The organism is Rubrivivax sp. JA1055 (assembly GCF_020966565.1).
Taxonomy (GTDB): Bacteria; Pseudomonadota; Gammaproteobacteria; order Burkholderiales; family Burkholderiaceae_C; genus Rubrivivax; species Rubrivivax benzoatilyticus.
The window spans coordinates 160,463-186,594 of the sequence record NZ_JAJKFP010000007.1; the positions used below are offsets into that span (position 1 = coordinate 160,463).

General features: G+C 71.2%; 26 protein-coding genes. 15 read left to right on the plus strand and 11 right to left on the minus strand.

All coding sequences use genetic code 11. The features are described from left to right. Positions 1-40 precede the first annotated feature (40 nt). Both LOC65_RS17260 and LOC65_RS17265 read left to right on the plus strand, forming a co-directional pair. The gene (locus LOC65_RS17260) at positions 41-1,258 is read left to right on the plus strand and encodes a 6-phosphofructokinase (protein WP_009858109.1); all 1,218 of its coding nucleotides are present in this window, start codon (positions 41-43) and stop codon (positions 1,256-1,258) included. Next, positions 1,255-2,160 (plus strand): alpha/beta fold hydrolase, encoded by a 906-nt coding sequence (locus LOC65_RS17265; RefSeq protein WP_164962959.1) that lies wholly within the window; start codon positions 1,255-1,257, stop codon positions 2,158-2,160. The genes LOC65_RS17260 and LOC65_RS17265 overlap by 4 nt, the downstream gene beginning before the upstream one ends. A 34-nt stretch (positions 2,161-2,194) precedes the next feature. Here the strand turns inward: LOC65_RS17265 and LOC65_RS17270 are convergent, their stop codons facing one another. Continuing rightward, a complete protein-coding gene (locus LOC65_RS17270) occupies positions 2,195-4,819 on the minus strand; it encodes a bifunctional acetate--CoA ligase family protein/GNAT family N-acetyltransferase (protein WP_230248425.1) in 2,625 nt (874 codons plus the stop codon). Between the two features lie 123 nt (positions 4,820-4,942). Continuing rightward, on the minus strand, positions 4,943-5,836 hold the full coding sequence (locus tag LOC65_RS17275) for a LysR family transcriptional regulator ArgP (RefSeq protein WP_230248426.1): 894 nt from the start codon (positions 5,834-5,836) through the stop codon (positions 4,943-4,945). 73 nt (positions 5,837-5,909) lie between these two features. Between LOC65_RS17275 and LOC65_RS17280 the strand changes: the two genes are divergently transcribed. From LOC65_RS17280 to LOC65_RS17305, 6 genes are all read left to right on the plus strand, one after another. Beyond that, entirely contained in the window at positions 5,910-6,509 is a 600-nt protein-coding gene (locus LOC65_RS17280; protein ID WP_009858105.1) for a LysE/ArgO family amino acid transporter, read from the plus strand. A 60-nt stretch (positions 6,510-6,569) separates the two neighbouring features. Beyond that, positions 6,570-7,046 (plus strand): bacterioferritin, encoded by a 477-nt coding sequence (gene bfr, locus LOC65_RS17285; RefSeq protein WP_009858104.1) that lies wholly within the window; start codon positions 6,570-6,572, stop codon positions 7,044-7,046. Between the two features lie 89 nt (positions 7,047-7,135). Then, entirely contained in the window at positions 7,136-7,342 is a 207-nt protein-coding gene (locus tag LOC65_RS17290; RefSeq protein ID WP_009858103.1) for a bacterioferritin-associated ferredoxin, read from the plus strand. Positions 7,343-7,424: 82 nt separating this feature from the next. After that, positions 7,425-8,129, plus strand: coding sequence for an alpha/beta fold hydrolase (locus LOC65_RS17295; protein WP_164962956.1), 705 nt, complete (start codon positions 7,425-7,427; stop codon positions 8,127-8,129). A gap of 129 nt (positions 8,130-8,258) precedes the next feature. After that, complete coding sequence (gene htpG / locus LOC65_RS17300) at positions 8,259-10,127, plus strand: molecular chaperone HtpG (protein WP_230248428.1); 1,869 nt, start codon at positions 8,259-8,261, stop codon at positions 10,125-10,127. 224 nt (positions 10,128-10,351) lie between these two features. After that, a complete protein-coding gene (locus LOC65_RS17305; protein WP_230248430.1) occupies positions 10,352-11,329 on the plus strand; it encodes a hypothetical protein in 978 nt (325 codons plus the stop codon). A 40-nt stretch (positions 11,330-11,369) separates the two neighbouring features. On the opposite strand, the gene LOC65_RS17310 is transcribed toward LOC65_RS17305, so the two are convergent. The 3 genes from LOC65_RS17310 to LOC65_RS17320 are packed head-to-tail and all read right to left on the minus strand — an operon-like array spanning position 11,370 to position 13,861. After that, positions 11,370-12,362 (minus strand): serine/threonine protein kinase, encoded by a 993-nt coding sequence (locus tag LOC65_RS17310; RefSeq protein ID WP_009858099.1) that lies wholly within the window; start codon positions 12,360-12,362, stop codon positions 11,370-11,372. A 5-nt stretch (positions 12,363-12,367) separates the two neighbouring features. Continuing rightward, the gene (locus LOC65_RS17315; protein ID WP_164962953.1) at positions 12,368-13,093 is read right to left on the minus strand and encodes a DUF2726 domain-containing protein; all 726 of its coding nucleotides are present in this window, start codon (positions 13,091-13,093) and stop codon (positions 12,368-12,370) included. 42 nt (positions 13,094-13,135) lie between these two features. After that, positions 13,136-13,861 (minus strand): GNAT family N-acetyltransferase, encoded by a 726-nt coding sequence (locus tag LOC65_RS17320; RefSeq protein WP_230248432.1) that lies wholly within the window; start codon positions 13,859-13,861, stop codon positions 13,136-13,138. Positions 13,862-14,237: 376 nt separating this feature from the next. Here LOC65_RS17320 and rplM point away from each other — a divergent pair, with 376 nt between their 5' ends. The 3 genes from rplM to erpA all read left to right on the plus strand — a co-directional run bounded on the left by rplM (position 14,238) and on the right by erpA (position 15,659). Next, on the plus strand, positions 14,238-14,666 hold the full coding sequence (rplM, locus tag LOC65_RS17325; protein WP_009858097.1) for a 50S ribosomal protein L13: 429 nt from the start codon (positions 14,238-14,240) through the stop codon (positions 14,664-14,666). An 8-nt stretch (positions 14,667-14,674) separates the two neighbouring features. Then, entirely contained in the window at positions 14,675-15,067 is a 393-nt protein-coding gene (gene rpsI, locus LOC65_RS17330; protein ID WP_009858096.1) for a 30S ribosomal protein S9, read from the plus strand. A gap of 217 nt (positions 15,068-15,284) precedes the next feature. Continuing rightward, entirely contained in the window at positions 15,285-15,659 is a 375-nt protein-coding gene (erpA, locus tag LOC65_RS17335) for an iron-sulfur cluster insertion protein ErpA (protein WP_009858095.1), read from the plus strand. Between the two features lie 72 nt (positions 15,660-15,731). Here erpA and LOC65_RS17340 read toward each other — a convergent pair whose 3' ends face one another. Together LOC65_RS17340 and LOC65_RS17345 are read right to left on the minus strand one after the other, a co-directional pair. Further along, complete coding sequence (locus LOC65_RS17340; protein ID WP_255718770.1) at positions 15,732-16,811, minus strand: anhydro-N-acetylmuramic acid kinase; 1,080 nt, start codon at positions 16,809-16,811, stop codon at positions 15,732-15,734. A gap of 40 nt (positions 16,812-16,851) precedes the next feature. Next, positions 16,852-18,222 carry a M23 family metallopeptidase gene (locus LOC65_RS17345; RefSeq protein WP_009858093.1) on the minus strand — a complete coding sequence of 457 codons (1,371 nt, stop codon included), beginning with the start codon at positions 18,220-18,222 and terminating at the stop codon, positions 16,852-16,854. Between the two features lie 148 nt (positions 18,223-18,370). On the opposite strand from LOC65_RS17345, the gene tyrS reads away from it, so the two are divergent. The 3 genes from tyrS to dtd are packed head-to-tail and all read left to right on the plus strand — an operon-like array spanning position 18,371 to position 20,979. Further along, positions 18,371-19,609, plus strand: a complete 1,239-nt coding sequence (gene tyrS / locus LOC65_RS17350) for a tyrosine--tRNA ligase (protein ID WP_029718725.1) — start codon at positions 18,371-18,373, stop codon at positions 19,607-19,609. Positions 19,610-19,645: 36 nt separating this feature from the next. Then, complete coding sequence (locus tag LOC65_RS17355; RefSeq protein WP_009858091.1) at positions 19,646-20,542, plus strand: cation diffusion facilitator family transporter; 897 nt, start codon at positions 19,646-19,648, stop codon at positions 20,540-20,542. Further along, complete coding sequence (dtd, locus tag LOC65_RS17360) at positions 20,539-20,979, plus strand: D-aminoacyl-tRNA deacylase (RefSeq protein WP_164962951.1); 441 nt, start codon at positions 20,539-20,541, stop codon at positions 20,977-20,979. Before LOC65_RS17355 ends, dtd begins: the two co-directional genes overlap by 4 nt. Before the next feature lie 259 nt (positions 20,980-21,238). Here dtd and LOC65_RS17365 read toward each other — a convergent pair whose 3' ends face one another. Next, positions 21,239-22,210, minus strand: coding sequence for a tripartite tricarboxylate transporter substrate-binding protein (locus LOC65_RS17365; protein ID WP_009858089.1), 972 nt, complete (start codon positions 22,208-22,210; stop codon positions 21,239-21,241). 255 nt (positions 22,211-22,465) lie between these two features. On the opposite strand from LOC65_RS17365, the gene LOC65_RS17370 reads away from it, so the two are divergent. After that, positions 22,466-23,428: a tripartite tricarboxylate transporter substrate binding protein gene (locus LOC65_RS17370; RefSeq protein WP_230248436.1), complete on the plus strand. Its 963-nt coding sequence runs from the start codon at positions 22,466-22,468 to the stop codon at positions 23,426-23,428. A gap of 9 nt (positions 23,429-23,437) precedes the next feature. On the opposite strand, the gene LOC65_RS17375 is transcribed toward LOC65_RS17370, so the two are convergent. The 3 genes from LOC65_RS17375 to LOC65_RS17385 form a co-directional block, all read right to left on the minus strand. After that, positions 23,438-24,706, minus strand: a complete 1,269-nt coding sequence (locus tag LOC65_RS17375; protein ID WP_230248438.1) for a phenylacetate--CoA ligase family protein — start codon at positions 24,704-24,706, stop codon at positions 23,438-23,440. 12 nt (positions 24,707-24,718) lie between these two features. After that, positions 24,719-25,024: a hypothetical protein gene (locus tag LOC65_RS17380; protein WP_009858086.1), complete on the minus strand. Its 306-nt coding sequence runs from the start codon at positions 25,022-25,024 to the stop codon at positions 24,719-24,721. Between the two features lie 168 nt (positions 25,025-25,192). Then, entirely contained in the window at positions 25,193-25,999 is an 807-nt protein-coding gene (locus tag LOC65_RS17385) for an ABC transporter ATP-binding protein (RefSeq protein WP_009858085.1), read from the minus strand. Between the last annotated feature and the right edge of the window lie 133 nt (positions 26,000-26,132).

Genomic DNA, 26,132 nt, shown 5'->3' on the forward strand with positions numbered 1-26,132 from the left:
GCCCGGGGGCGGGCGCACAATGCCCGCAGGAGGTCGACGCATGTCGTCAGGCAAGATTCTCGTGGCCCAGGGTGGCGGGCCGACCGCGGTCATCAACCAGTCGCTCGTCGGCGTCGTGCTCGAGGCGCGGCGTTTCCGCGACGTGCGCCTGGTCTACGGCGCGCGCCACGGCGTGCGCGGCATCGTCGACGAGGACTTCGTCGACCTGACGCAGGAGACCAGCCACAACCTCGAGCAGGTCGCCAACACGCCGTCGTCGGCGCTGGGCTCGACGCGCGACAAGCCCGACCTCAAGTACTGCCAGGAGATCTTCAAGGTCCTGCAGGCGCACGAGATCGAGCACTTCTTCTACATCGGCGGCAACGACTCGTCGGACACGGTGCGCATCGTCAGCGAGGAGGCGATCAAGGCCGGCTACCCGCTGCGTGCGATCCACATCCCGAAGACGATCGACAACGACCTCGTCGGCAGCGACCACACGCCCGGCTTCCCGAGCGCGGCGCGTTTCGTCGCCCAGGCCTTCGCCGGCGCCAACCTCGACAACGCGGCGCTGCCGGGCGTCTACGTCGGCGTCGTGATGGGCCGCCATGCCGGGTTCCTGACCGCCGCCAGCGCGCTGGGCAAGAAGTTCCCCGACGACGGCCCGCACCTGATCTACGTGCCGGAGCGTGTCTTCGACATCGAGCGTTTCCTCGCCGACGTGAAGACGATGTACGAGCGCCACGGCCGCTGCGTCATCGCCGTCAGCGAAGGCATCCATGACGCCTCCGGCACGCCGATCGTCGTGCAGCTGGCCAAGACCGTCGAGCACGACGCGCACGGCAACGTGCAGCTGTCGGGCAACGGCGCGCTGGCCGACCTGCTGTGCGAGGCCATCAAGTCGCGCCTGGGCATCAAGCGCGTGCGCGGCGACACCTTCGGCTACCTGCAGAGGAGCTTCATCGGCTGCGTCAGCGACGTCGACCAGCGCGAGGCGCGCGAGGTCGGGGAGAAGGCCGTGCAGTTCGCGATGTGGGGCCGGAGCGACGGCTCGGTGGCGATCAAGCGCACCGGCTTCTACTCGGTCGACTACGAGCTGCTGCCGCTGGCGGCGGTGGCCGGCAAGACGCGCACGATGGACGACGAGTTCATCACCGCCGAAGGCACCGACGTCACCGACGCCTTCCGCATGTACCTGCGTCCGCTGCTGGGCTCGCGCATGCCCGACGCCTACCGCCTGCGGCGCGCCCCCGTTCCCAAGGTCCTGAGGAAACCATGAATGCCGCACTCGATCCGGTGATGGCCCGCCAGGGCCAGCCTCTGGGCCCGGCGCTGCCGGGCGAACGCCTGTCGATCCCGGGCGGGCTCGTCTGCTACACGATGGGGCAGGGCGAGCCGCTGCTGCTCGTGCACAGCGTCAACGCCGCGGCCTCGGCGGCCGAGGTGCGGCCGGTCTACGAGCACTACGCCACCTGGCGCACGGTGTTCGCGCTCGACCTGCCGGGCTTCGGCCTGTCCGACCGCGCCGACCGCGAGTACACGCCGCGGCTGATGACCGACGCGCTGCACGAGGTGGCGGCGCAGATCCGCCAGCGCTGCGGCCCGCAGCCGCTGGACGCGATGGCGCTGTCGCTGGGCTGCGAGTTCCTGGCGCGCGCGGCCGCCGAGCGCCCGCGCAACTGGGGCCGCCTGGCGCTGGTCAGCCCGACGGGCTTCCGCGGCGCCAAGCCGCTGCGCGGTGCACCGGGCGCCACGCGCGCGATCCCCGGGTTGCACGCCGTGCTGTCGGTGCCGCTGTGGGCGCCGTTCCTGTTCGACAACCTGACGCGGCCCAAGGTCGTGCGCTACTTCCTCGAGAAGGCCTGGGGTCAGCGCCAGATCGACGAGCAGGCCTGGAACTACGCGGTGGCCACCGCGCGTGCGCCGGGCGCACGCCACGCGCCGCTGCAGTTCCTGTCCGGCGGGCTGTTCAGCGCCGACATCCTCGACGTCTACGAGAAGCTGCGCCAGCCGGTCTGGATGTGCCACGGCGTGCGCGGCGACTTCACCGACTACCGCGCGAAGAAGGCGGTCGAGAAGAAGCCCAACTGGCGCTTCAACGTCTTCCAGACCGGCGCGCTGCCGTACTTCGAGCGGCCGCAGGAGTTCTTCGCCGTCTGCGACCGCTTCCTGACGCGCTGACCCCCGGCGGCGGCCGTGTGCCGCCGGCCGGGCGCTACAGCGTCTTGGCCGCGAGCTTGAAGTCCGGGTCCTCGGGGAACGGCGAGATCGTGAAGCCCAGGCTCTTCATCAGGCGCAGCATGTTGGCGTTGTTCGCCAGGATCAGGCCCTCGATCTCGGCCAGCCCCTTGGCACGCGCGAAGTCGATGATCGACAGCATCAGCCGCGAGCCCAGCCCCTGGCCCTTGAACTCGTCGGCCACCGCGAGCGAGAACTCGCAGCTCGTCTGGTCGGGGTTGGTGATGTAGCGCGAGACGCCGATGATGCGTTCGCTCTCGTGGAAGCTGCCGTCCTCGGCGACGTGGCGCTCGCGCAGCACGGCCACCAGCGCCATCTCGCGGTCGTAGTCGATCAGCGTGTAGCGCGCCAGCATGCGCGCCGGCAGCTCGGGCATCGTGCTGGCGAAGCGGAAGTAGCGGCTCTCCTCGGACAGCCCGCGCACGAAGGACTGCAGCATGTCGGCGTCGTCGGGGCGGATCGGGCGGATCGTGTACAGCCCGCCGCCCTTCATCGGCCACTCGCGCTCCTGGCTCGACGGGTAGGGCAGGATCGCCAGGTGGTTGTAGCTGTGCGGCGAGGCCGCGGAGTGGTCGATGACGATGCGTGCATCGACCGCGACCGCGCCGTTCTCGTCGACGATGATCGGGTTGATGTCCATCTCGCGCAGCTGCGGCAGCTCGCAGACCATCTCCGAGACGCGCAGCAGCACCTGCTCGAGCGCCTGGATGTCCGCCGGCAGCGCGCCGCGCCACTCGCCGAGCGACTCGGCGACGCGCGCGCTCTCGATCAGCCGGTGGGCCAGGAACTGGTTCAGCGGCGGCAGCTCCATCGCGCGGTCGGCGATCAGCTCGATCATCGTGCCGCCGGCGCCGAAGGTGATGACCGGGCCGAACGGGTCGTCGGTGGTCAGGCCGACGTAGACCTCGCGCGTCTTGCCGCGCGAGTTGCGCCCGGCCATCGGCTGCACCGTGATGCCGTTGATGCGCGCGCTGGGCATCGCCCGGCGCACCGCTTCCATCATGTCGTTGAAGCGGTCACGCACCTGGGCCGCGCTGTGAACGTCCAGCGCCACGCCCTTGACGTCGCTCTTGTGCGAGATGTCGGGCGAATCGATCTTCAGCGCCACCGGGTAGCCGAGCTGGCTGGCGATCAGCATCGCCTCGTTGGGCGTGCGCGCGAGCATCGTGCGCGTCACCGGGATGTGGAAGGCCGCCAGCAGCGCCTTGCTCTCCATCTCGGTGAGCACGCGGCGGCGCTCGGTCAGCACGCCCTCGATCAGCAGGCGCGCGCCTTCGGTGTCGGGGTCGGCCAGGTGCGACAGCGAGGCCGGCGTCTGCTGCAGCAACTGCTGGTTGCGGTAGAAGCTGGCGATGCTGTGGAAGGCGTCGACCGCGGCTTCCGGCGTGCGGAAGGTCGGGATCAGCCGCGAGGCCAGGTACTCGCGCGCCGGGCGCACGACGGTGTCGCCCATCCAGCACGACAGCACCGGCTTGCCCGAAGGCGAGTACGCCTCGCCGATCGCCTGGGCGATGGCCAGCGGGTCCTCGCCGGCCTTGGGCGAGTAGATCAGCAGGATGCCGTCGGCGCCGCGGTCGGCCAGTGCCTGCTGCAGCGCCTCGCGGTAGCGGGCGCCGTCGGCGTCCTCGCCGAGGTCGGCGACACCGGCGACTTCGAGGCCGATCTCGTCGGCCCAGTCGGCGGCCAGCACGCCGGGGCCGCCGCCGTTGGTGATGATCGCCAGGCGCTTGCCGACCGGGCGGAAGCGCGAGGCCAGGCACTTGGCGGCCGAGAACAGCTGCACGAAGGTGCGCACGCGCACGACGCCGGCGCGGCGCAGCGCGGCGTCGAAGACGTCGTCGGCGCCGACGATCGAGGCCGAGTGCGTCAGCGCGGCGTGCGAGCCGGCCGGCTTGCGCCCGGCCTTCATCACGACCACCGGCTTGGCATAGGCCGCGGCACGCAGCGCGCTCATGAAGCGGCGCGCGTGGCGGATGCCTTCCATGTAGACCAGGATGCTCTGCGTCTGGCCGTCGTTGGCCAGGAAGTCCAGCGCCTGCGGCAGGTCGACGGCGGTGTTGGGGCCCAGCGAGATGACGTTGGAGAAGCCGATGCCGTTGTGGCGCGCCCAGTCGAGGATCGACGCGGTCAGCGCGCCCGACTGCGAGATCAGGCCCAGCGGCCCGGGCGCGGCCAGCGGGCCCAGCGCGCTGGCGTTGAGCTTCAGCGACGGGCGCTGGAAGCCCATGCTGTTGGGGCCCAGCAGGTGCACGCCGTAGCGTTTGGCCACCTGGTGCAGCTCGCTGCAGGCCTCCAGCGGCAGGCCGCTGGAGACGATCAGCGCGGCGCGGCAGCGGATGCGGCCGACGATCTCCAGCGCCGCCGGGATCTGCTCGGGCGGCAGCGCGATCAGCGCCAGGTCGGCGAGCGAGGCCGCCAGGTCGGCCAGCGTGCCGGTCATCGAGATGTCCAGCCAGGTGACCGGGCCGGTGTAGCCGCCGTCGATCAGCGCCCGGCGCAGCGTGCGCGCCAGCGGCGTCGGGGCTTCGTCGCTGTCGGGGTCGCCGGCGAAGACGACGATCGATTTCGGCGCGAAGAGCGAGCTGAGGATATGGCGGTCCACGATGGAGCTTTCGTCGTCTGGGTCAACCGTCGAGGATAGGCCAGCGCCTGATCCCGCGCTCGTGCGCCCTGCACGGTCGCGGTGGGCGGGTTGATCTTGCGCAAGCGTAACGTGGCGTCGGCGTCAGGGCTCCAGCGTGCCGCGTGCGGCCTCGACGACGCAGTCGGTCAGCCGCTGCAGCGCCGGCAGCGCGATGCGCGTGTGCTGCCAGGCCAGCGGCACGTCCAGCGCGCTGTCGGGCACCAGTTCGACCAGCGTGCCGGCCGCCAGCAGCGGCCGCACCAGCGGCTCCGGGTTCAGGCCCCAGCCCAGGCCGGCCAGCGTCGCGTCGACGAAACCCTGGCTCGACGGCAGCCAGTGCCGCGGCATCTCCACCGCCTGGCCGGCGGCGCGCTGCGCCCAGCGCTGCTGCAGCCGGTCCTTGCGGTCGAAGACCAGCGCCGGCGCACGCGCCAGTGCGGCGGCGTCGACGCCGGCGGCGAAGTGGCGTGCGACGTAGGCCGGGCTGGCGGTGGCGACGTAGCGCAGCCGTCCCAGCGGCACGCGGCGGCAGCCCGGTGCGGCGTGTTCGTCGGCGCTGACGGCGGCCAGCACCTCGCCGGCGTGCAGGCGTTCGGCGGTGTGGTCCTGGTCGTCGACGCCCAGGTCCAGCAGCACACGCGGTTCGGCCTGCGCGAACGCCGCCGCAGCGCCGACGAACCAGGTCGCCAGGCTGTCGGCGTTGACGGCCACCGGCAGCGTCGCCCAGCCGGCGTCGCTCTGCAGCGCCGGCAGCTCGGCGCGCAACGCACCTTCGAGCAGCGCCACCTGCTCCGCATGGCGGCACAGCAGCCGGCCGGCGGGGGTGGCGCTGCAGGGCTGGCCGCGCACGACCAGCACCTGGCCCAGGCGCTCCTCGAGCAGGCGCACGCGCTGCGACACCGCCGACGCGGTGACGTGCAGCGTTCGCGCGGCGCGTTCGAAGCTGCCTTCGCGCACGACGGCGGCCAGGGCGTCGAGCAGGGCGTAGTCGAGCATGAGATGAAGCAACGCTAATGACGGTGCAGGATGTTTTAGCACCGCTTTTGGCGTTGGCGGGCATGCTGTCGCCATGACTTCCGCCTGGATCACCGGCTTTTCCCTCAGCCTGGCGCTGATCGTCGCGATCGGCGCGCAGAACGCCTTCGTGCTGCGCCAGGGGCTGCGCCGCGAGCATGTCGGGCCGATCGTGCTGTTCTGTGCCGCGATGGACGCGCTGCTGATCGCCGCCGGCGTCGCCGGGCTGGGCGGCGTCATCGGCGCCGCGCCGGTGCTGACGACGCTGCTGACCTGGGGCGGCGCGGCCTTCCTCGCCGCCTACGGCCTGCGTGCGCTGTGGCGTGCACGCAGGCCCGGTGCGCTGGCGGCGGCCGGCGCCGGCGGCCTGACGCGCCGCCAGGCGCTGTCGCAGGTGGCGGCGTTCACGTTGCTCAACCCCCATGTCTACCTGGACACCGTGCTGCTGGTCGGCTCGATCGGCGCGCAGCAGGCGGCGGCCGCGCGGCCGGCTTTCGTGCTCGGCGCGGCCTCGGCCAGCGCGCTGTGGTTCTCGGGGCTGGGCTACGGCGCACGCTGGCTGGCGCCGCTGTTCGCGCGGCCGCGGGCCTGGCAGGTGCTGGACCTGGCGATCGGCGCGACGATGCTGGTGCTGGCGGCGGCGCTGCTGGCCTGAGCACGAAATCGGCGCCCGCCGCACAATGCGCCGACCCCCCCACCGGATGGAGCCACGGCCATGAAGGGCGATACCGTCGTACTCGAGCACCTGAACCGCCAGCTCAAGAACGAGCTCACCGCGATCAACCAGTACTTCCTGCACTACCGCATGCTGAAGAACTGGGGCTTCGCGCGCATGGCGAAACACGAGTACGAAGAGTCGATCGAGGAGATGAAGCACGCCGACAAGATCGTCGACCGCATCCTCGTGCTCGAAGGCCTGCCCAACCTGCAGGACCTGGGCAAGCTGCTGATCGGCGAGACCGTGGTCGAGGTTCTCGAGTGTGACCTGAAGCTCGAACTCGCCTCGCAGGCGCAGTTGAAGGAGGCCATCGCGCACTGCGAGTCGGTGCGCGACTACGTCAGCCGCGAGCTGCTCGAGGACATCCTCGAGGCCACCGAGGAACACATCGACCACCTCGAGACCCAGCTCGAGCTGGTCGGCAAGGTCGGCGAGCCGAACTACCTGCAGTCGCAGATGGGCGAGGCGTCCTGAGTCGCCTGGAGTCCCTGCTGCGAGCTTGTCTATTGAGACGGATTCGCATTTAGCTTACGATCCGGCGCATTCCGACAGGAGTCGCGCCCATGATCGTCTGCCTCTGCCACCGCGTCTCGGACCGCGACATCGCCGCCGCCGTGCAGACCGGCACGCGCTGCTTCGACGTGCTGCAGGACGATCTGCGTGTCGCCTCCTCCTGCGGCTGCTGCCACGACTGCGCGCGCGAGGTCTTCGACACGGCGCTGGCCCGCCATGCGGGTGTCGCGGAAGCGGGGTCCACGCAGGCGGCCTGAACGACGGGCCTCTGTCGCTGGCTCAATCCGCACCGCCGCGCGGCGCGCCAGAATGACTGGCACGTCGATGGAGGAGCCCCGGATGAAGCCGTCCCTGCTGCTGCTGCCCGGCCTGCTGTGCGACGCCGATCTCTGGCGCCCGCAGAGCCGCGACTTGCCGGCGTCCTGCACTGTCGCCGAGTACGGCGAGTCCCGTTCGATCGCCGCGATGGCCGAAGCCGCGCTCGCCGCCGCGCCGCCCGGGCCGCTGGCCATCGCCGGGCATTCGATGGGCGGGCGCGTGGCGCTGGAGATCTGCCATCGTGCGCCCGAGCGCGTGCAACGCCTGGCGCTGCTGAACACCGGCTGCCTGCCGCTGCCGGAGGGCGAGGCCGGTGCCGCCGAACGCGCCGCGCGCCTGCGTTTCCTGGAGCTGGCGCGCCGCGACGGCATGCGTGCGATGGCGCTGGACTGGGTGCAGGGCGCGGTGCACGAGAGCCGCCGCCCCGGCCCGGTCGTCGACACCGTCGTCGAGATGTTCGCGCGGCGCACGCCGGCCGTCTTCGAGGCCCAGATCGAGGCCTTGCTGGCACGCCCCGACCATTCGCCGCTGCTGCCGCAGCTGCGCTGCACGACGCTGCTGCTGACCGGCAGCGACGACCGCCTGACGCCGCCCGAGACCCACGCCGAGATGCGCCGGCGCATCCCCGGCGCTTCGCACGTCGTCATCGGCCGCTGCGGCCACATGGCGCCGCTGGAGTCGCCGGCCGCCGTCAACGCCGCGCTGGGCGCCTGGCTGGCGGCCTGATGCGCCGCACGGCGCCCCCGCGGGCGCACAGGCGACAATCCCGCCCCTCTTGAAGGGCGCCGCGGCGCCCCCACTGTGCATCGCCGTGCCCGGTTTCGCCGGGCGGAGCCACTACTCGCCGCCAACACCATGGACAAGCAAACCCTGTCGTTCCAGGCCGAGGTCAAGCAGATCCTGCACCTCGTGACGCATTCGCTGTACTCGAACAAGGAGATCTTCCTTCGCGAGCTCGTGTCCAACGCGTCGGACGCCTGCGACAAGCTGCGCTTCGAGGCGCTGGACAAGGCCGAGCTGTACGAGGACGACCCCGACCTGGAGATCCGCGTCAGCTTCGATGCCGAGAAGAAGACGATCACGATCCACGACAACGGCATCGGCATGAGCGCCGACGAGGCCGTGCAGCACCTGGGCACGATCGCCAAGAGCGGCACGCGCGAGTTCATGGCCGCGCTCGAAGGCGAGCAGAAGAAGGACGCCAACCTGATCGGCCAGTTCGGCGTCGGCTTCTACTCGGGCTTCATCGTCGCCGACCGCATCACCGTCGAGACCCGCCGCGCCGGCCTGCCGGCCGAGCAAGGCGTGCGCTGGTCCAGCGAAGGCACCGGCGAGTTCGAGGTCGAGACCATCCACCGCCCCGAACGCGGCACCGACGTCATCCTGCACCTGCGCGACGGCGAGGACGAGTTCCTCGCCGCCTGGAAGCTGCGCAGCATCATCAGCAAGTACAGCGACCACATCTCGCTGCCGGTGCTGATGCCCAAGCAGCGCTGGGACGACGAGAAGAAGGAGCAGGTCACCACCGACGAGTGGGAGGCCGTCAACAAGGCCGCCGCGCTGTGGGCGCGCTCCAAGAGCGACGTCACCGACGCCGAGTACCAGGAGTTCTACAAGCAGATCTCCTACGACAGCGAGGCGCCGCTGGCCTACACGCACAACCGCGTCGAGGGTCGCACCGAGTACACGCAGCTGCTGTACGTGCCGGCCAAGGCACCGTTCGATTTGTGGAACCGCGACAAGCGCGGCGGCGTGAAGCTCTACGTCAAGCGCGTCTTCATCATGGACGACGCCGAGGCGCTGATGCCGGTGTACCTGCGCTTCGTCAAGGGCGTGATCGACTCGGCCGACCTGCCGCTGAACGTCAGCCGCGAGCTGCTGCAGGAAAGCCGCGACGTGAAGGCGATCCGCGAAGGCAGCACCAAGCGCGTGCTGGCGATGCTGGAGGACGTGGCCGAGAACCAGAAGGACAAGTACGCCGAGTTCTGGCAGCAGTTCGGCGCCGTGCTGAAGGAAGGCATCGGCGAGGACCACGCCAACCAGGAGCGCCTGGCCAAGCTGCTGCGCTTCGCGTCGACGCAGGCCGACTCGGGCGTCGGTTTCGCCGACTACGTGGCGCGCATGAAGGAAGGCCAGGAGGCGATCTACTACATCACCGCCGACACGCTGGCCGCGGCCAAGAGCAGCCCGCAGCTGGAGATCTTCCGCAAGAAGGGCATCGAGGTCCTGCTGCTGACTGACCGCGTCGACGAGTGGATGCTCTCGCACCTCTACGAGTTCGACGGCAAGCCGCTGCAGAGCGTCGCCAAGGGCGGCGTCGACCTGGGCAAGCTGCAGGACGAGGAAGAGAAGAAGGCCGCCGAGCAGACCGCCGAGGCCTTCAAGCCGGTACTCGAGCGCCTGAAGGAGTCGCTGAAGGACCGCGCCAAGGACGTGCGCACGACGACGCGACTCGTCGACTCGCCGGCCTGCATCGTCGCCGACGAAGGCGACATGAGCTCGCACCTGGCGCGGCTGCTGAAGCAGGCCGGCCAGAGCGCGCCGAAGTCGCTGCCGATCCTGGAAGTCAACGCCGAGCATCCGCTGGTCAAGCGGCTGGACGGCGATGCGCGCTTCGACGATCTGGCGCAGATCCTGTTCGACCAGGCGCTGCTGGCCGAAGGCGGGCAGCTGGAGGATCCGGCGGCCTACGTGCAGCGCGTCAACCGCATGCTGGTCGGCTGAGTTCGCGTCCATGCCGCGCCGCGCCGCGCCCGGCGTTGGCGCGGCGGCAACACTGCCTGTCCGGGGGGTGAAGGCCCGCCGCCGCGGGCCTAGCATCCTGCCCGTCGGAATGGTGCGAGGCACGAATCCGGCGGAATCGTCCGGGGGTGCCCCGGCAGGAGGCCTTGATGTTGAACGAGATCATCGGACGCCCGTCGCGACCAGCCGGTCGTGGTTGGCGCTTCGTGGGGACGACGCTGGTGACGGCTGCGCTGGCGGCCTGCGGCGGTGGTGGCGGTGGCGGCACGAGCTACGGTGACGGTGTCGAAGCGCCGCCCACCGCGGCAGCCACGATCGACGTGACTTCGGACGGCGCCATCGGCGGCGTGCGCGCGGCAGTGGCGGCTGCCGACCGGGCGATCGACGCCCAGGCTTCGCTGCTCGGCCTCGACGTCCTGCTCGGCGACGGCGCCACGGTGTCCGGCCGGGCCGGCGCCAAGGCCGCGGGCACGGTGCAGGCCCAGGACTCCGGGACGGCGACCTGCTACGACGTCTTCGAGGTCATGCCCTGCGCCGGCACGATCGCCGTCAGCAGCGACTTCGACCTGGCGGCTGACCAGGTCGCGGCCGGTCGTTACCTGGCGCTCGACTTCCGCAGCATCGCCTTCGGCAGCGGTGCCGAGGCCGTCACCCTCGACGGCGGCCTGCGCATCGACTTCGAGACCTCGTTCGATTTCCTGGTCGGCTTCCGCGTCGGCGACTCCCTGCGCATCACCTTCGACGGCCTGCAAGGCAGCGTCGGCGACGTCGCGTACGGTCCGATCGACTTCTCGGCGCGGCTGCAGCAGTCGAACGTCGGCCTGCAGCTGACGGCCGACGGCGTGCGCTACACCGCACTCGAGGTCGGCAGCTCTGGCGGCGCGGCCGTCATCTCCGCCGGCACCGTGCGGCTGGAGCACCCGGCGCAGGCCGGAGCCTACGTCGACGTCGGCTTCGCCAGCTGGCAGCGTGTGGACGGGCGGCCCGTGGCCGGCAGCAGCGCGGCCGTCTCCGTCGGCACCCGCACGATCACCGTCAGCGTGCAGTCGACGACGGCGACGACGGTCCGCTACCGCGCCGTCATCACCGAATCCGGCGGCACGCTCGCCAGCTACGACATCCTCGCGACCTACCCGCAGCCCTCGGGCGGCATGCCGGTCTACACCGTGCTGCCGCCGCCCTGAGCGGTGGCCGCGACGCCCGCGGCCGCGCGCCGCGGGCGCGTCAGGCCATCGCCTCGAGCTGCTCGCGCAGCTGCGTCGTCTGCTGCGACCAGTAGGCCGACGTGCCGAAATACGGGAAGTTGATCGGGAAGCTGGGGTCGCCCCAGCGTTCGGCCAGCCAGGCTGCGTGGCGCACCATGCGCAGCGTGCGCAGCGGCTCGATCAGCGCGCGTTCGCGGTCGTCGAACTCGCTGAACTCCTCGTAGCCGGAGAGCAGCAGGTCGAGCTGGCGGGCGATCGTCGAGCGGTCGCCCGAGACCAGCATCCACAGATCCTGCACCGCCGGGCCCTGCATCGCGTCGTCGAGGTCGACGACGTGCGGCGCGCCGTCGCGCCAGAGCACGTTGCCGGGGTGGCAATCGCCGTGCAGGCGCAGCGTGGCCAGCGGCTGCGCGGCGTCGAACGCGGCCTCGACCGCGGCCAGCGCCTGTTCGCAGCTGGACAACCAGGCCGGGCGCTGGTCGGCGGGCACGAAACCGCCTTCGAGCAGCACGGCCAGCGCCCGGCGGCCGTCGCGGCGCGCGTCGAGCCGGTGGCGGTGCTCGAACGGGCGGCGCCGGCCGACGGCGTGCAGCCGGCCGATGAACCGGCCGATGCGGCGCAGCGTCTCGGGATCGTCGAGCTCGGGTTCACGCCCGGCGCAGCGTGCCGACACCGACCAGCGGTGCGCACCGCGCAGCGCCAGCGTCGGCGGCGTGCCGGCCAGCGCCGTGCCGTCTTCGGCCGCTGCCAGCACCAGCGGCGGCACCACCGGCACCTCGGCGGCGGCGAGCTCGAGCGCGAAGGCATGCTCCTCGAGGATCTGCGCATCGCTCCAGCGCCCGGGGCGGTAGAACTTGGCGACGACCGCGCTGCCGTCCTCCAGGAACAGCTGGAAGACGCGGTTCTCGTAGGAGTTGAGCTGCAGGATGCGGCCGTCGCCGCGCAGCCCCACCGCGTCGAGCGCGTCGAGCACCTGCTGCGGTGTCAGATCGGCGTAACCGGGTCCGGACATCGGCCTCAGTGCCGGCGGGAGGGCAGGCCGCGGACGTCGCGCGCGCGGTGATCCGTCGAGCGGCGGCTCGGCGTGACCCAGGGTGGCGCCGGCGGCGTGGCCGGTGGCGCCGGTGCGGCGGGGGGCTCGCCGACCCACGAGGTCTCGGCCAGCGGCGCCGGCGCGGTCTCGATCCAGACGTGGTGCTCGCGCCTGCGCGGCGGGATCGGCGGGCGTTCGGGCGTGCCGCGGTCGCGCGCCGGCGCGCCGGCGTCGACGAGGCGCCTGAGCTCCTCGGCATCCGGCATCGCCTCGGGCAGGCAGCGCAGGTAGCGCACGCGGCAGGCGCCCAGCAGCTCGGCCTTGAAGCGGCGCTGCTCGAGCACAGCCGGGTCCTCGCTGCGCTCGAGGTCGATCGCGGCGAGCACGCGCCCGCTGCCGCTGCAGATCAGGAAAGCCACGTCCAGCGGTGCCATGCGCGCCATGAAGGGGCGCGCGTGCTGCGGCTCCAGCGGGCGGCAGAAGCGGCGCAGCGGCACGCGTGCCAGCACCAGCTGGTCGGGCAGGGCCGCGCGCAGTTCGCGGTGCACGCGGCGCTCGACGGCGTCGAAGACCGGCCGGGCGGCGAACAGCCCGTCGGGTGAAGGCTCGGGTTCGGCGCCGCTGCGCCGCCGGATGAACCACAGCGCCGCCGCGCCCCCGAGCAGGGCGAAGGCGATCGAGCTGAGGATCCAGGGCAGGGCGGGCGGCATCTCGGGAGGCACCGCCGGACCGCGGCCGATGCGTGGTCGATGTTAAACCGGGGGCGTCGGCCCGCGGTCGCGCCGCCCCCCCCGGCGCGCGGCATGCGACACGTTCGCGTCCCCGAGGTCGGGGAGCGTGCCGACGCTGCCCCACAGGTTCAGCCAGCGGTCGAAGCGCCGGGCGTGGCGCTTGAGGCCGTAGTCGAGGTCGGCGACCTGCTGCTCGACCATCGCTTCGACGTGCGACGCGATGTCCTGCGGCGGCAGGTAGACGCGGGCGACCGCGTCCGGGCCGTCGAAGCCGACCTCGGCGCCGGCGTTGCGGGCGATGCGCAGCATTGCGGAGTTCTCGGCCAGCGCGTGGATCAGCAGCGTGTAGACGCCGCGGTTGCGGGCGTGCACGGTGCACAGCGCGAACAGGCGCGAGCCCCAGCCGCGCCCGCGGGCGCGCGCCGAGACCGAGACGCCGAACTCCGCTTCGGCACCGGGCCGGTCGCTGTCGCCCAGGTGGGCGAGGTGGGCGACCGCGACCAGTTCGAGGCGGCGGTTGAAGACGCCGAAGAGCTCGTCACGCTCGAAGTCCAGCCGGGCGACGTACTGCTCGATCTGGTGATCGCCCGCCGCGTAGCCGAAACGCAGGTAGCGGTCCTGGCCCTCGAGCCCCAGCAGGTGCTGCAGCACGCGCGGCCGGTGGCGGTCGGCGAGCTTGCGGATCGGCACCCACTGCTGCGCAGCGGCGTCGGGCGCAGGCCCGGGCATTTCGGAATCGGTCTTCATCGGGGCCCCCAACGACTGCTTCTGGGCACTTCCAGGGGCGATGCGGAGTCCGCCGCCCCTTGGGCTTGGGCTCGACCGGCATCAGGCCGGGTCGGCTCGGGTGCCCGCATCCTACCGGAAGACCTAGGGTTAACCCTTGACCCATCTCCCCAATTTGCCGTTCTAACCGGCGATAGTTGGCGTCGCTGAACCGTGTATACTCGCGGGCTTTCCCGATTTCGGCTGGGAAAAGCACGTCCAGGTCGGGCGCCCCCGTGGTGCCTCGGCCAGCCCCGAGAGGCCGCCCCTGACAAGCGGTGCCGAGGGGAGGCGGGAAGTTCAAGCCGATCCCACGCGTGTCGCCGTCCGGTGGCGCGCTCATTGTGAAGACCCCCTCATGAAGACCTTCAGCGCCAAGCCGGCCGAGGTGAAGCACGAGTGGTACGTGATTGACGCCACCGATAAGGTGCTCGGACGTGTCGCCAGCGAAGTGGCACTCCGTTTGCGCGGCAAGCACAAGGCCATCTACACGCCTCACGTCGACACCGGTGACTTCATCATCGTCGTCAACGCCGACAAGATCCGCGTCACCGGCACCAAGGCCACCGACAAGATCTACTACCGTCACTCGGGCTTTCCGGGCGGCATCTACGCCACCGCCTTCAAGGACATGCAGGCCAAGCACCCCGGCCGCGCGCTGGAGAAGGCCGTCAAGGGCATGCTGCCGAAGGGCCCGCTGGGCTACGCGATGATCAAGAAGCTGAAGGTGTACGCCGGTGACACCCACCCGCACACCGCCCAGCAACCCAAGCCGCTGGCGATCTGAGGACTGCGATGATCGGACAATGGAACTACGGCACCGGCCGCCGCAAGAGCTCGGTGGCTCGCGTCTTCATCAAGAAGGGCACCGGCCAGATCGTCATCAACGGCAAGCCGATCGAAGCCTACTTCGGTCGTCAGACGTCGATCATGATCGTCAAGCAGCCGCTGCTGCTGACGGCCAATGACGCGGCCTTCGACATCCAGGTCAACGTGCACGGCGGCGGTGAATCCGGCCAGGCCGGCGCGGTGCGCCACGGCATCACCCGTGCGCTGATCGACTACGACGCGGCCCTCAAGCCCGACCTGAGCCGTGCCGGCTTCGTGACGCGTGACGCGCGCGAAGTCGAGCGCAAGAAGGTCGGCCTGCACGGCGCCCGCCGTCGCAAGCAGTTCAGCAAGCGCTGATCGGGAGGGCCGGCTCGTCCGGCTCCCCTGTTGTTGCACGACGCCGCGCGGCCTCACCGGCCGGCGCGGCGTTTTGCCGTCCGCGGTGGGCGGCGAAAGACCGCGACGCCGTCGCGGTCGTCGTTTCCTGGCGCTCCGGCCTGCCATGGCGCGGCGCCACAATGTCGAAGCCGGCGGGTCGCCGGCGGCGTGCCGTCACGCCCGAACTGGAGAACTCATGAACGCGATCGCCGATCTGGCCACCCCCGCCACCGAGGAAATGCCCGCGCCGCTGATCTTCACCGACAGCGCTGCCGCCAAGGTGAAGGAGCTCGTCGACGAGGAAGGCAACCCGGACCTGAAGCTGCGCGTCTTCGTGCAGGGCGGCGGCTGCTCCGGCTTCCAGTACGGCTTCACCTTCGACGAGGAAGTCAACGAGGACGACACGCAGATGACGAAGAACGGCGTCACGCTGCTGATCGACGCGATGAGCCTGCAGTACCTCGTCGGCGCCGAGATCGACTACAAGGACGACCTCCAGGGTGCCCAGTTCGTGATCCGCAATCCGAACGCCACCACGACCTGCGGCTGCGGGTCCTCGTTCTCGGTCTGAATCCCCGCGCGGCCGTTCGGCCTGCGCTCTCTGACACGGCACGCCGGCACCCGCCCGCGTGCCGTTGTCGTTTCAGGCGGGGTAGAACGCGCCGAGCACACGCTCGCCGCGCGCGCCGGTGACGGCGACGCGGTTGCCGGCGCGCCGTTCGAGGTGGGCGCGCGCCAGCCAGGCGAAGGCGATGGCCTCGACCTGATCGGGCGGCACGCCGAGTTCGGCGCTGGACATCACCCGTGCGCCCGGCAGCAGCGCCACCAGCCGCGACATCAGATGGCCGTTGAAGGCGCCGCCGCCGCAGACCACGAGGCGTGCCGTCGCCGGCGCGTGGCGGGCCACGGCATCGGCGGCGCCACGCGCCGTCAGCTCGGCCAGTGTCGCCATCACGTCCTGTGGCGCGACGCCAACCAGCGGCATCGCCGCCAGCCAGGGCTCGTTGAACAGGTCGCGGCCGGTGCTCTTGGGCGGCAGGCGCATGAAGAACGGGTCGGTCAGCAGCGCCGCCAGCAGTGCCGTGTCGACGCGGCCGCCGGATGCCCAGGCGCCGCCGTCGTCGTAAGGCCGGCCCAGGTGGCACTGGATCCAGAGGTCGAGCAGCGCGTTGCCTGGCCCGCAGTCGAAGCCCGACACCGCACCGTCAGCCGGCAGCAGCGTCAGGTTGGCGATGCCGCCGAGATTGAGCACCGCGACGTGTTCGCCCGGCGACGCGAAGACCTCGGCATGGAAGGCCGGCACCAGCGGCGCGCCTTCGCCGCCCGCGGCGACGTCGCGGCTGCGGAAGTCGCAGACGACGTCGATGCCGCTCAGCTCGGCGAGCAGCGCGCCGTTGAGCAGCTGCAGCGTGTAGCCGGTTCCGTCGAACTCGCGTGGCCGGTGGCGCACCGTCTGGCCGTGGGCGCCGAGGGCTCGAACCGAGCTCGGCGCGATGGCTTGCGTGTCGAGCAGCGTGGCCACGGCGCCGGCGTAGGCCCGTGCCAGCGCGTTGGCGGCCAGCGCGGCGCGATGGAGTTCGTCGGCGCCGGGGCTGTTCAGCGCCAGCAGCTCGGCGCGCAGCGCCGGTGCGAAAGGCTGGTGCAGGTGGCCGAGCACACGAGGCGCCGGGCCGTCGAAGTCGACGGCGACGGCGTCGATGCCGTCGAGCGACGTGCCCGACATCAGCCCCAGCTCGATCGCCACCGTGGGCGCCCTGGCTGGTTTATTCGAAGCTCGGGCGGCCCGAGCGCGCTTCGGCGAGCTGCAGTTGCACGCGCAGGCCCTGCGCGACCTGGGCCAGGCGCGCGCGGGCGGCGGCGTCCAGCGTCACCTGCTCGGCGCTGCGGGCGATGCGCAGCGGGTCGTGCTGGGCGCCGTTGATCTTGAACTCGAAGTGCAGGTGCGGGCCGGTGGCCCAGCCGGTGGCGCCGACGGCACCGATGCGCTGGCCCTGCTCGACGCGCTGGCCCTTCTTGACGTCGATGCGGCTCAGGTGGGCGTACAGCGTGGCCTTGCCGCCGCCGTGCTGGATCTGGATGACGTTGCCGTAGCCGTTCTGGCGCCCGGCGAAGTCGACGAGGCCGTCGGCCACGGTGCGCACCGGCGTGCCGGTCGGGGCGCCGTAGTCCACGCCCTTGTGCGCGCGCCAGGTCTTCTGGATCGGGTGCAGGCGCATCGCGAAGCCGGAGGTCACGCGCGAGAACTCCATCGGGCTGGCGAGGAAGCTGCGGCGCAGGCTGCGGCCGTCGAGGTCGTAATAGCCGCCGCGGGTGCCGGGGTTGAACCAGACGGCCTGGAAGGTCTGGCCGCGGTTGATGAACTCGGCGGCCAGCACGCGGCCGACGCCTTCGTTCCAGGGCACGACCTCGCCGTCGGCGGTGACCGCCTCGTAGACGACGCTGAAGGTGTCGCCCTTGCGCAGCTCGCGGTGGAAGTCGATCTCGCCGGAGAAGATGTCGGCGATCTGGATCGCGACCGCGTCGGGCAGCATCGCGGCGTCGGTGGCGGCGAACAGCGAGCTCTGGATCGTGCCACTGCCCAGACGCACCTGCACCGCCAGCGGCGCCGTCTCGGTGCTGCTGACGAAGCCCTTGCCGTCGCGCTTGACGGTCAGGCGGGTGAAGTGGGTGCGTGCCTGCTCGGCGTTCTCGGCCGGGTAGCGCACGACGAGTTCGTCGAGTTCACCCAGCTCGGACACGCGGGCGCGCACCATCTTGCCGCCGCGACCGCCGACGATGCGTCGCGCCGAGGGGTCGTTGCGCAGGAAGCGTGCGGCGGCCTCGTCGGTGACGCCCAGGCGCGCCAGCAGGCTCTGCGGCGTGTCGGTGCCGCGCGTGATCTCGTGGCGGTCGAGCTGGAGCGAGAGGTCGGCCAGCGCTGCGGCCTGGCTGGCGATGTCCTCGGGGACGACGTCCTCGGTGACCAGCCGCTGCGGCAGCAGCGAAGCGTCGGGAGCCAGCGGCGCGATGCCGAAAGCGGTGATGCCGAAGCCGCCGAGCGCGACGACGACCGAGGCGATGATGCTGCGGCGGTGGCGTCCTGCGAACGCCTGCGCCTGGCTGATGAGGCGCTCCGGGGAGATGCTCGGTCCCAACGTGTCGATCCGGTCTCGTTGTAGGCCCCTGCTTCGGGGTCGGCGTCGTGTCGTCCTCTAGAATCTTTCGCCCAGTCCTACAACGGGCCGCGCGAGTATAGCCAAGCCCCCCACGAGCAAGGGGGCCGCCCGCATCAAAAAACCTGCCATGTCCGACTCCTCTGCCGCCCCGTTGACGCCGATCACAGACCGCGTCATGGAGGCGATGCGCATCTCCCGCCGCGGCTGTGACGAACTGCTCCCCGAAGCCGACTGGCTGAAGAAGCTGGCCCGTGCCGAGGCCACCGGAACGCCGCTGCGCATCAAGCTCGGGCTGGACCCGACGGCTCCCGACATCCACATCGGCCACACCGTCGTGCTCAACAAGATGCGCCAGCTCCAGGACCTGGGGCACACGGTGATCTTCCTGATCGGCGACTTCACGTCGATGATCGGCGACCCCTCGGGCCGCAACTCGACGCGCCCGCCGCTGACGCGCGAGCAGATCGAGGCCAACGCCCAGACCTACTACAAGCAGGCCAGCCTGGTGCTGGACCCGGCGCGCACCGAGATCCGCTACAACAGCGAGTGGAGTGACGCGCTCGGCGCTCGCGGCATGATCCAGCTGGCGGCGCGCTACACGGTGGCACGCATGATGGAGCGCGACGACTTCAAGAAGCGCTTCGAGTCGAACACGCCGATCAGCGTGCACGAGTTCCTCTACCCGCTGATGCAGGGCTACGACTCGGTGGCGCTGAAGAGCGACCTCGAGCTCGGCGGCACCGACCAGAAGTTCAACCTGCTCGTCGGCCGCGCGCTGCAGGCCGAGTACGGCCAGGAGCCGCAGTGCATCCTGACGATGCCGCTGCTCGAAGGCCTGGACGGCGTCGAGAAGATGTCCAAGAGCAAGGGCAACTACGTCGGCATCACCGAGCCGGCGAACGCCATGTTCGCCAAGATCCTGTCGATCAGCGACGAGCTGATGTGGCGCTGGTACACGCTGCTGTCCTTCCGCAGCGAGGACGAGATCGCGGCGCTCAAGCGCGAGGTCGAGGGCGGGCGCAACCCGAAGGACGCGAAGGTGATGCTCGCCAAGGAGATCACGACGCGCTTCCACAGCGCCGCCGCGGCCGAGGCCGCGCACGAGGACTTCCAGCGTCGCGCCGCCGGCGGCGTGCCCGACGAGATCCCCGAGTGCTCGCTGTCCGGCGCGCCGCTGGGCATCGCCGCGCTGCTGAAGCAGGCCGGCCTGGTGCCGTCGACCAGCGAGGCGATGCGCATGGTCGAACAGGGCGGCGTGCGTGTCGACGGCGGTGTCGTCTCCGACAAGGCGCTGAAGCTGGCGGCCGGCACCTACGTCGTGCAGGTCGGCAAGCGCAAGTTCGCGCGCGTGACGCTGGGCGCCTGAGCGCCCGCCCGCCGCGTCCGCTGCGTCCGCCCCGCGATGCAGGTCAGCAGCTACCTGAAGATCTCGGTCGCGGTCGCCATCGCGACGATCGCGCTGAAGACCGGCGCCTGGTGGGTCAGCGGCAGCGTCAGCCTGCTGTCCGACGCGATGGAGTCGCTGGTCAACCTGGCCGGCGCCACCTTCGCGCTGGCGATGGTGACGATCGCCGCGCGCCCGGCCGACGAGGAGCATCCCTACGGCCACCACAAGGCCGAGTACTTCTCCAGCGGCTTCGAGGGCGTGCTGATCTTCGTCGCCGCGCTGGCCATCGTCTGGGCCGCGGTCGAGCGCCTGCTGAACCCGCAGCCGCTGGAGCAGCTGGGCTTCGGCCTGGCGCTGTCGGTGATCAGCTCGGTGCTCAACGGCGCGCTCGCCTGGTCGATGCTGCGCAAGGCGCGCGCCGTCGGCTCGATGGCGCTCGAAGGCGATGCCCGCCACCTGTTCACCGACGTCTGGACCTCGGCCGGCGTCGTCGGCGGGCTGGTGCTGGTGCACTTCAGCGGCTGGCTGTGGCTGGACCCGGTGCTCGCGATCCTGGTGGCGCTGAACATCCTGCGCGAGGGCGCCTCGCTGATCTGGCGCTCGGCCAGCGGCCTGATGGACCAGGCGCTGGAGCCCGAGGTCATCGCCAAGGTCGACGCCGCGCTGGCGGCGTTCGCCGGGCAGCCGATCCGTTTCGATCACGTCGTCACGCGCCGCGCCGGGCAGCGGCGTTTCGTCGACCTGCACCTGCACGTGCCCGGCGCCTGGACGCTGGCCCATGCCGCCCAGGTGCGCACCGAGGTGGAGGTCGCGCTGATGGCGGCCGTGCCGGGGCTGCGCGCCAGCATCCAGTTGCTGCCCGTCGACGCCGAGGCGATCGCGCTGCCGGGCGAGGAGGACCCGAACCCATGATGGCGCTGATCCAGCGCGCCGCTGGCGCGCGTGTCGAGGTCGAAGGCCGTGTCGTCGGCCAGATCGCGCAGGGCCTGCTGGTGCTGGTCTGCGCCGAGCCGTCGGACACGCCGGCGCAGGCCGCCAGGCTGGTCGACAAGCTGTTGAAGCTGCGCATCTTCAGCGACGAGGCCGGACGCATGAACCGCAGCGTGCAGGACGTCGGCGGCGGGCTGCTGATCGTCTCGCAGTTCACGCTGGCGGCCGACACCTCGGGCGGCAACCGCCCGAGCTTCACCGGCGCCGCGCCGGCCGAACTCGGCCGTGCGCTCTACGAGGATGTGCTGCGCCTGGCACGCGAGCGCCATCCGACGGTGGCTGCCGGGGTCTTCGGCGCCGACATGCAGGTGCATCTCGTCAACGACGGGCCGGTGACGATCCCGATGCGGATCGCCTGACCTCGTTGGCGTCCTGCTGAGGAAGATGGAAAGACGGGGTCAGGTCTCGTGAGACCTGACCCCGGGCTGCCAGAACGTCGCGCGAGGGAAAGACGGGGTCAGGTCTTGCGAGACCTGACCCCGGGCTGCCTCCGGGCTGCTCCTGACTGCAGCGTGTGACCGTGCGCGGGCACGTTCACACGTCCTCAGCCCTCGCGCGTGAAATCGCGCTCGGGCCTTCGCCTGGCGTGCAACGCCTTCCGGCGTCGCACGTCCGGGCTCAGTCAGCGTACTGTCCGGCGGCCTTGATGATCGGGCCCCACTTGTTGATCTCGGCCTCGACGAACTTCTTGTGTTCGGCCGGGCCGACGCGGCTGTCGGTGACGACGACCGCACCCAGCGCTTCCTCGCGCTTGATGAAGTCGGCGTCCTTCAGCGCCTTGCGCAGCGCGGCGTTCAGCGTGTCGAGCACCGGCTTGGGCGTGCCGCGCGGCGCGTAGACACCGTGCCAGATCGTCACGTTGAAGCCCTTGACGCCCGACTCGTCCAGCGTCGGCAGCTTGGCCAGCGCCGGCGCCGTCAGGCGCTTGGTCGTCGTCACGGCGTAGGCCTTGACCTTGCCGCTCTCGATCTGGCCGGTGGTGTTCGTCGTCTGGTCGCACATGATGTCGACCTGGCCGCCGAGCAGGTCGGTCATCGCCGGTGCGGTGCCCTTGTACGGCACGGTCGTCATGTCGATGGCCAGGCTCTGCTGGAACAGCACGCCGCACAGGTGCGAGGCGGCGCCGAGGCCGGCGTTGGCGAGGTTGATGCGGCCCTTGTTCGCCTCGAGCCACTTGCGCAGCTCGGCGAAGTTGTTGGCCGGCAGGTCCGGGCGGCCGATCACCGTCATCGGCACCTCGTTGATGAGGCCGACGTACTCGAAGTCGTCCAGCGTCTTGTACGGCAGGTTGCGGTACAGCGCCGGCGAGGTGGCCATGCCGATGTGGTGCACCAGCAGCGTGTAGCCGTCCGGCGTCGCCTTGGCGACCTTGGCCGCGCCCAGCGTGCCGCCGGCACCCCCGACGTTCTCGATGACGATGGTCGTGTTGTTCAGCTGCTTGCGCAGCGCTTCGGCCAGGTCGCGCGCGACCTTGTCGGTGGGGCCGCCGGCTGCGAACGGCACGACGACGGTGATCGGCTTCTCGGGATAGGCGGCCGATGCGGTGGCGGCAACCAGGGTGGCGGCCAGGGCCAGCAGCGTCTTCTTCAAGATGTCTGTCTCCTTCAGTGGTGGTCAAGGTCCGGGATGCGCGAATCCTAGGGCGCGCAAACGGCCCGCCACGTCGGGAAATACGTAGCGGCAAACCCGCGCCCGCGCTGCACTTGACGCCTGTCAGCAGCATCGGGCCGCCGCGCCGGCCGAGAGCGTGACGGATGGCCGCTCTGCCGCCGTTCGTCGCGGCGCGGACCGGGCGGGCACCGCAGAATCCTGCGGGTTTTCACCCATGACGACACCTTGCCGCCGATGAACCTCCCGCTCACGCGTCGTTCCCTGCTCGCTGCCGCCGCCTCGCTGGCCCTGCCTCCGGCCTTCGCGCAGCCGGCGCGGCCGCTGCGTTTCGTCATCGGCTTCCCGTCCGGCGGCTCCAGCGACGCGATGGGCCGTGCGCTGGCCGAGCGCCTGGCCCCGGCGCTGGGCCTGCCGCTGGTCGTCGAGAACCGCCCGGGGGCCGGGGGCACCACCGCCGCAGCCGCGGTCGCCAAGGCCGAGCCCGACGGCTCGACGCTGATGCTGGCCTCCTCGCACCACCTCGTCGCGCAGTACGTGCAGACCGGGCTGGGCTACGACTTCGCCACCGCTTTCGAGCCCGTCGCCGCGATGGCCGCGGTGCCCTCGGTGCTGGTGGTCGCGGCGCGCTCGCGCGTCGGCTCGGTGCGCGAGCTGATCTCGGCCGCCGCCGCGGGGCCGGACCGGCTGCGCTACGGTTCGGTCGGCGCCGGCTCGACCCAGCAGGCCACGGCCGAGCTGTTCCGCATCCGCGCCGGCATCAAGCTCGATGGCGTCGCGTTCCCCGGCGGCAACGCGATGATGGCCGGGCTGGCCAACGGCGACATCGAGCTCGCGTTCGAGACCATCCCGTCGGCGCTGGTCCAGATCCGCGCCGGCAAGGTGAGGGCGCTGGCGGTGTCGACGGCCAAACGCTCTTTCGCGCTGCCCGACGTGCCGACGCTGGCCGAGGCCGGGCTGTCGAACTTCGACGCCCCGGTCTGGTACGGCGCGGTTGCCCCCGCCGGCACGCCGCGCGCGACCGTCGAGCGCCTGAACGCTACCGTCAACCGCCTGCTCGACAGCGGCGAGTTCAAGGCCCAGCTGCTGCAGATGGGCGCCACGCCGGTGACGATGACGCCGATCGAGTGGGCCGGCGCGATCCGCCTGGACCTCAAGCGCTGGGAGCGCCTGGCGCGCCAGGCCAAGCTGGTGGCCTGAGGCCCGGCCTCAGCCGACGCGGCGCAGGTCGTCGATGACCTTGCCGTCGTTGGGCAGCTGGCCCGGGTCGCAGAGCTCGACCTCGGCGCGCAGCTTGGTCACGTCGCGCACCGTCTGCGCGATCGACGCCGCCAGGCCCTCGGGCCGGCGCGTGCACTCGACCATCAGCGTCATGCGGTCGTCGGCCATCTCGCCTTCGACGACCAGGCGCGCGCGGCCCAGCTCCGGATGCCGGCGCAGCACCTCGGCGACCTGCGCCGGGTGCACGAACATGCCGCGCACCTTGGCCGTCTGGTCGGCGCGGCCGAGCCAGCCGCGCATGCGTGCGTTGCTGCGGCCGGTCGGGCAGGCGCCCGGCAGGATCGCCGACAGGTCGCCGGTGCCGAAACGGATCAGCGGGTAGTCCGGGTTCAGCACCGTGACGACGACCTCGCCGACCTCGCCGTCGGGCAGCGGCTCGCCGGTGCCGGGGCGCACGATCTCGACGATCACCGACTCGTCGAGCACCAGGCCTTCGCGCGCTTCGGTCTCGTAGGCGACGAGGCCCAGGTCGGCCGTCGCGTAACTCTGGTAGGCCTCGATGCCGCGGGCGCGGAAGGCGTCGCGCAGCGCCGGCGGGAAGGCCTCGCCGCTGACTGCGGCCTTGCGCAGCGCCGGCAGGCGCAGGCCGGCGATGTCGGCCTTCTCCAGCAGGATGCGCAGAAAGCTCGGCGTGCCGGCGTAGGCGTCGGCGCGCAGCTCGGCCAGCGCCTGCAGCTGCAGCTCGGTGTTGCCGACGCCGCCGGGGAAGACCGCGCAGCCCAGCGCCAGCGCGCCGCCTTCCATCATCGAGCCGGCCGGCGTCAGGTGGTAGCTGAAGCTGTTGTGCACCAGGTCGCCGGCCGTGAAGCCGGCGGCGCGCAGCGCACGCCCGAAGCGCCAGTAGTCGGCGGCCGCACCCTCGGGTTCGTAGATCGGCCCCGGCGACTGGAAGACACGGCGGGCGACACGCACCGCGCCGATGCCGCGCCAGCCGATCGCCGCGAAACCACCGAAGGGGTCGCCGCCGGCGGCACGTTCGGCAGCCTGGCGTTCGAGCAGCTCGTGCTTGCGCGTCACCGGCAGCGCGGCCAGCGCGGCACGGCTGCTCACCGCGGCCGGCTCGACGCCGTGCAGGCGTTCGGCGAATGCCGGCGTGCACAGCGCCGCAGCCACCTGGGCCGGCAGTGCCGCCATCAGCGCCGCCTCGCGTTCGGCGGGGTCGCGGGTCTCCAGCGGGTCCAGGGCGTTGTCGCTCATCGTCGTGGGCTCCTAGTCATCGCGGTCGCTCCAGGCGGCGAGCCGCTTCTTCAGGTCGGCAACGAAGTCACGCACGTCGGCCCCCGAGCGCAGCGTCTTCGACTGCCATTCCGGGCTGCTGCGCGACGGCCGCTTCACGGTCTGCGCCTTCAGCGCCGTGTCGTCCAGATCCACCCGCGCGATCGCGCAGCCGCGGCGCTCGAACACCCCGGCCCGCTCCGCGAGTCCCAGCTCGCGCAAGTCGCGCCGCAGCCGCTGCAGCGCCTCGGCCGGGTTGAAAGCCGGCGGGGCGAACCCCAGGAAGTCGTCGTCGTTCATGGCGGATCTCGATGCGGTCGAAGAACCGCCATTCTTCATCCTCGCGGTCAGCGGGCCTGCGAGGCCAGCACGGCACTCGCCATCAAGCCCTCGCCGCGGATCCGGCTCCGCCGGTCCGCCGGCGAGCGGCCCCCTCGGGGGGTAGCGAGCGATAGCGAGCTTGGGGGCTCAACTCAACCACCGCTTGCGCCGCTTGTAGCTCTTCGCATCGCGGAAGCTCTTGCGATCGCCGCCGCCCATGCCGAGGTAGAACTCCTTGACGTCCTCGTTCTCGCGCAGCGCCTCGGCGCTGCCGTCCATCACGACGCGGCCGTTCTCGAGGATGTAGCCGTAGTCGGCGTACTTCAGCGCGATGCTGGTGTTCTGTTCGGCGAGCAGGAAGGTCACGCCTTCGCGCGTGTTCAGGTCCTTCACGATCTCGAACACCTCCTCGACGATCTGCGGCGCCAGGCCCATCGACGGTTCGTCGAGCAGCACCATCTTCGGGTTGGCCATCAGCGCGCGGCCGATGGCGCACATCTGCTGCTCGCCGCCCGAGGTGTAGGCCGCCTGGCTGGTGCGGCGCGTCTTCAGGCGGGGAAAGTAGGTGTAGACCTTGTCCAGCGTCTCGGCGACCGCGGCGCGCCCGTCGCGGCGCGTGTAGGCGCCGGTCATCAGGTTCTCCTCGATCGTCAGGTGGGCGAAGCAGTGCCGGCCCTCCATCACCTGCACGACCCCACGCTCGACCATCTGCGCCGTCGACAGCTTCTCGATGCGCTCGCCGCGCAGCTCGATCGCGCCCTTGGTCACCTCGCCGCGTTCCCCGGCCAGCAGGTTGCTCACCGCACGCAGCGTGGTCGTCTTGCCCGCCCCGTTGCCGCCCAGCAGCGCCACCACGCCGCCTTCCGGCACACGCAGCGACACCCCCTTCAGCACCAGGATCACGTGGTTGTAGATGACCTCGATGCCGTTGACGTTCAGCAGCACATCACCCATGCCGTCCTCCAACAGTTGTTGCCGCGCGCGATAGGGGCCGCGCGCAGCGCGCCCCGCCCCTCAAGCAACCGCGGCGGAACCGGCTCTGCCGGGCCGCTCGCGGTGCCCCCCTGGGGGGCCGAGCCGGGACGTG

Excerpts from the sequence above, each read along its gene's own strand:
- LOC65_RS17260 (WP_009858109.1), top strand. The coding sequence starts at position 41 with ATGTCGTCAGGCAAGATTCTCGTGGCCCAGGGTGGCGGGCCGACCGCG.
- LOC65_RS17265 (WP_164962959.1), top strand. The coding sequence starts at position 1,255 with ATGAATGCCGCACTCGATCCGGTGATGGCCCGCCAGGGCCAGCCTCTG.
- LOC65_RS17275 (WP_230248426.1), bottom strand. The coding sequence starts at position 5,836 with ATGCTCGACTACGCCCTGCTCGACGCCCTGGCCGCCGTCGTGCGCGAA.
- LOC65_RS17280 (WP_009858105.1), top strand. The coding sequence starts at position 5,910 with ATGACTTCCGCCTGGATCACCGGCTTTTCCCTCAGCCTGGCGCTGATC.
- bfr (WP_009858104.1), top strand. The coding sequence starts at position 6,570 with ATGAAGGGCGATACCGTCGTACTCGAGCACCTGAACCGCCAGCTCAAG.
- LOC65_RS17290 (WP_009858103.1), top strand. The coding sequence starts at position 7,136 with ATGATCGTCTGCCTCTGCCACCGCGTCTCGGACCGCGACATCGCCGCC.
- LOC65_RS17295 (WP_164962956.1), top strand. The coding sequence starts at position 7,425 with ATGAAGCCGTCCCTGCTGCTGCTGCCCGGCCTGCTGTGCGACGCCGAT.
- htpG (WP_230248428.1), top strand. The coding sequence starts at position 8,259 with ATGGACAAGCAAACCCTGTCGTTCCAGGCCGAGGTCAAGCAGATCCTG.
- LOC65_RS17310 (WP_009858099.1), bottom strand. The coding sequence starts at position 12,362 with ATGTCCGGACCCGGTTACGCCGATCTGACACCGCAGCAGGTGCTCGAC.
- LOC65_RS17315 (WP_164962953.1), bottom strand. The coding sequence starts at position 13,093 with ATGCCGCCCGCCCTGCCCTGGATCCTCAGCTCGATCGCCTTCGCCCTG.
- LOC65_RS17320 (WP_230248432.1), bottom strand. The coding sequence starts at position 13,861 with ATGAAGACCGATTCCGAAATGCCCGGGCCTGCGCCCGACGCCGCTGCG.
- rplM (WP_009858097.1), top strand. The coding sequence starts at position 14,238 with ATGAAGACCTTCAGCGCCAAGCCGGCCGAGGTGAAGCACGAGTGGTAC.
- rpsI (WP_009858096.1), top strand. The coding sequence starts at position 14,675 with ATGATCGGACAATGGAACTACGGCACCGGCCGCCGCAAGAGCTCGGTG.
- erpA (WP_009858095.1), top strand. The coding sequence starts at position 15,285 with ATGAACGCGATCGCCGATCTGGCCACCCCCGCCACCGAGGAAATGCCC.
- LOC65_RS17340 (WP_255718770.1), bottom strand. The coding sequence starts at position 16,811 with ATGTCGGGCACGTCGCTCGACGGCATCGACGCCGTCGCCGTCGACTTC.
- tyrS (WP_029718725.1), top strand. The coding sequence starts at position 18,371 with ATGTCCGACTCCTCTGCCGCCCCGTTGACGCCGATCACAGACCGCGTC.
- LOC65_RS17355 (WP_009858091.1), top strand. The coding sequence starts at position 19,646 with ATGCAGGTCAGCAGCTACCTGAAGATCTCGGTCGCGGTCGCCATCGCG.
- dtd (WP_164962951.1), top strand. The coding sequence starts at position 20,539 with ATGATGGCGCTGATCCAGCGCGCCGCTGGCGCGCGTGTCGAGGTCGAA.
- LOC65_RS17370 (WP_230248436.1), top strand. The coding sequence starts at position 22,466 with ATGAACCTCCCGCTCACGCGTCGTTCCCTGCTCGCTGCCGCCGCCTCG.
- LOC65_RS17375 (WP_230248438.1), bottom strand. The coding sequence starts at position 24,706 with ATGAGCGACAACGCCCTGGACCCGCTGGAGACCCGCGACCCCGCCGAA.
- LOC65_RS17380 (WP_009858086.1), bottom strand. The coding sequence starts at position 25,024 with ATGAACGACGACGACTTCCTGGGGTTCGCCCCGCCGGCTTTCAACCCG.
- LOC65_RS17385 (WP_009858085.1), bottom strand. The coding sequence starts at position 25,999 with ATGGGTGATGTGCTGCTGAACGTCAACGGCATCGAGGTCATCTACAAC.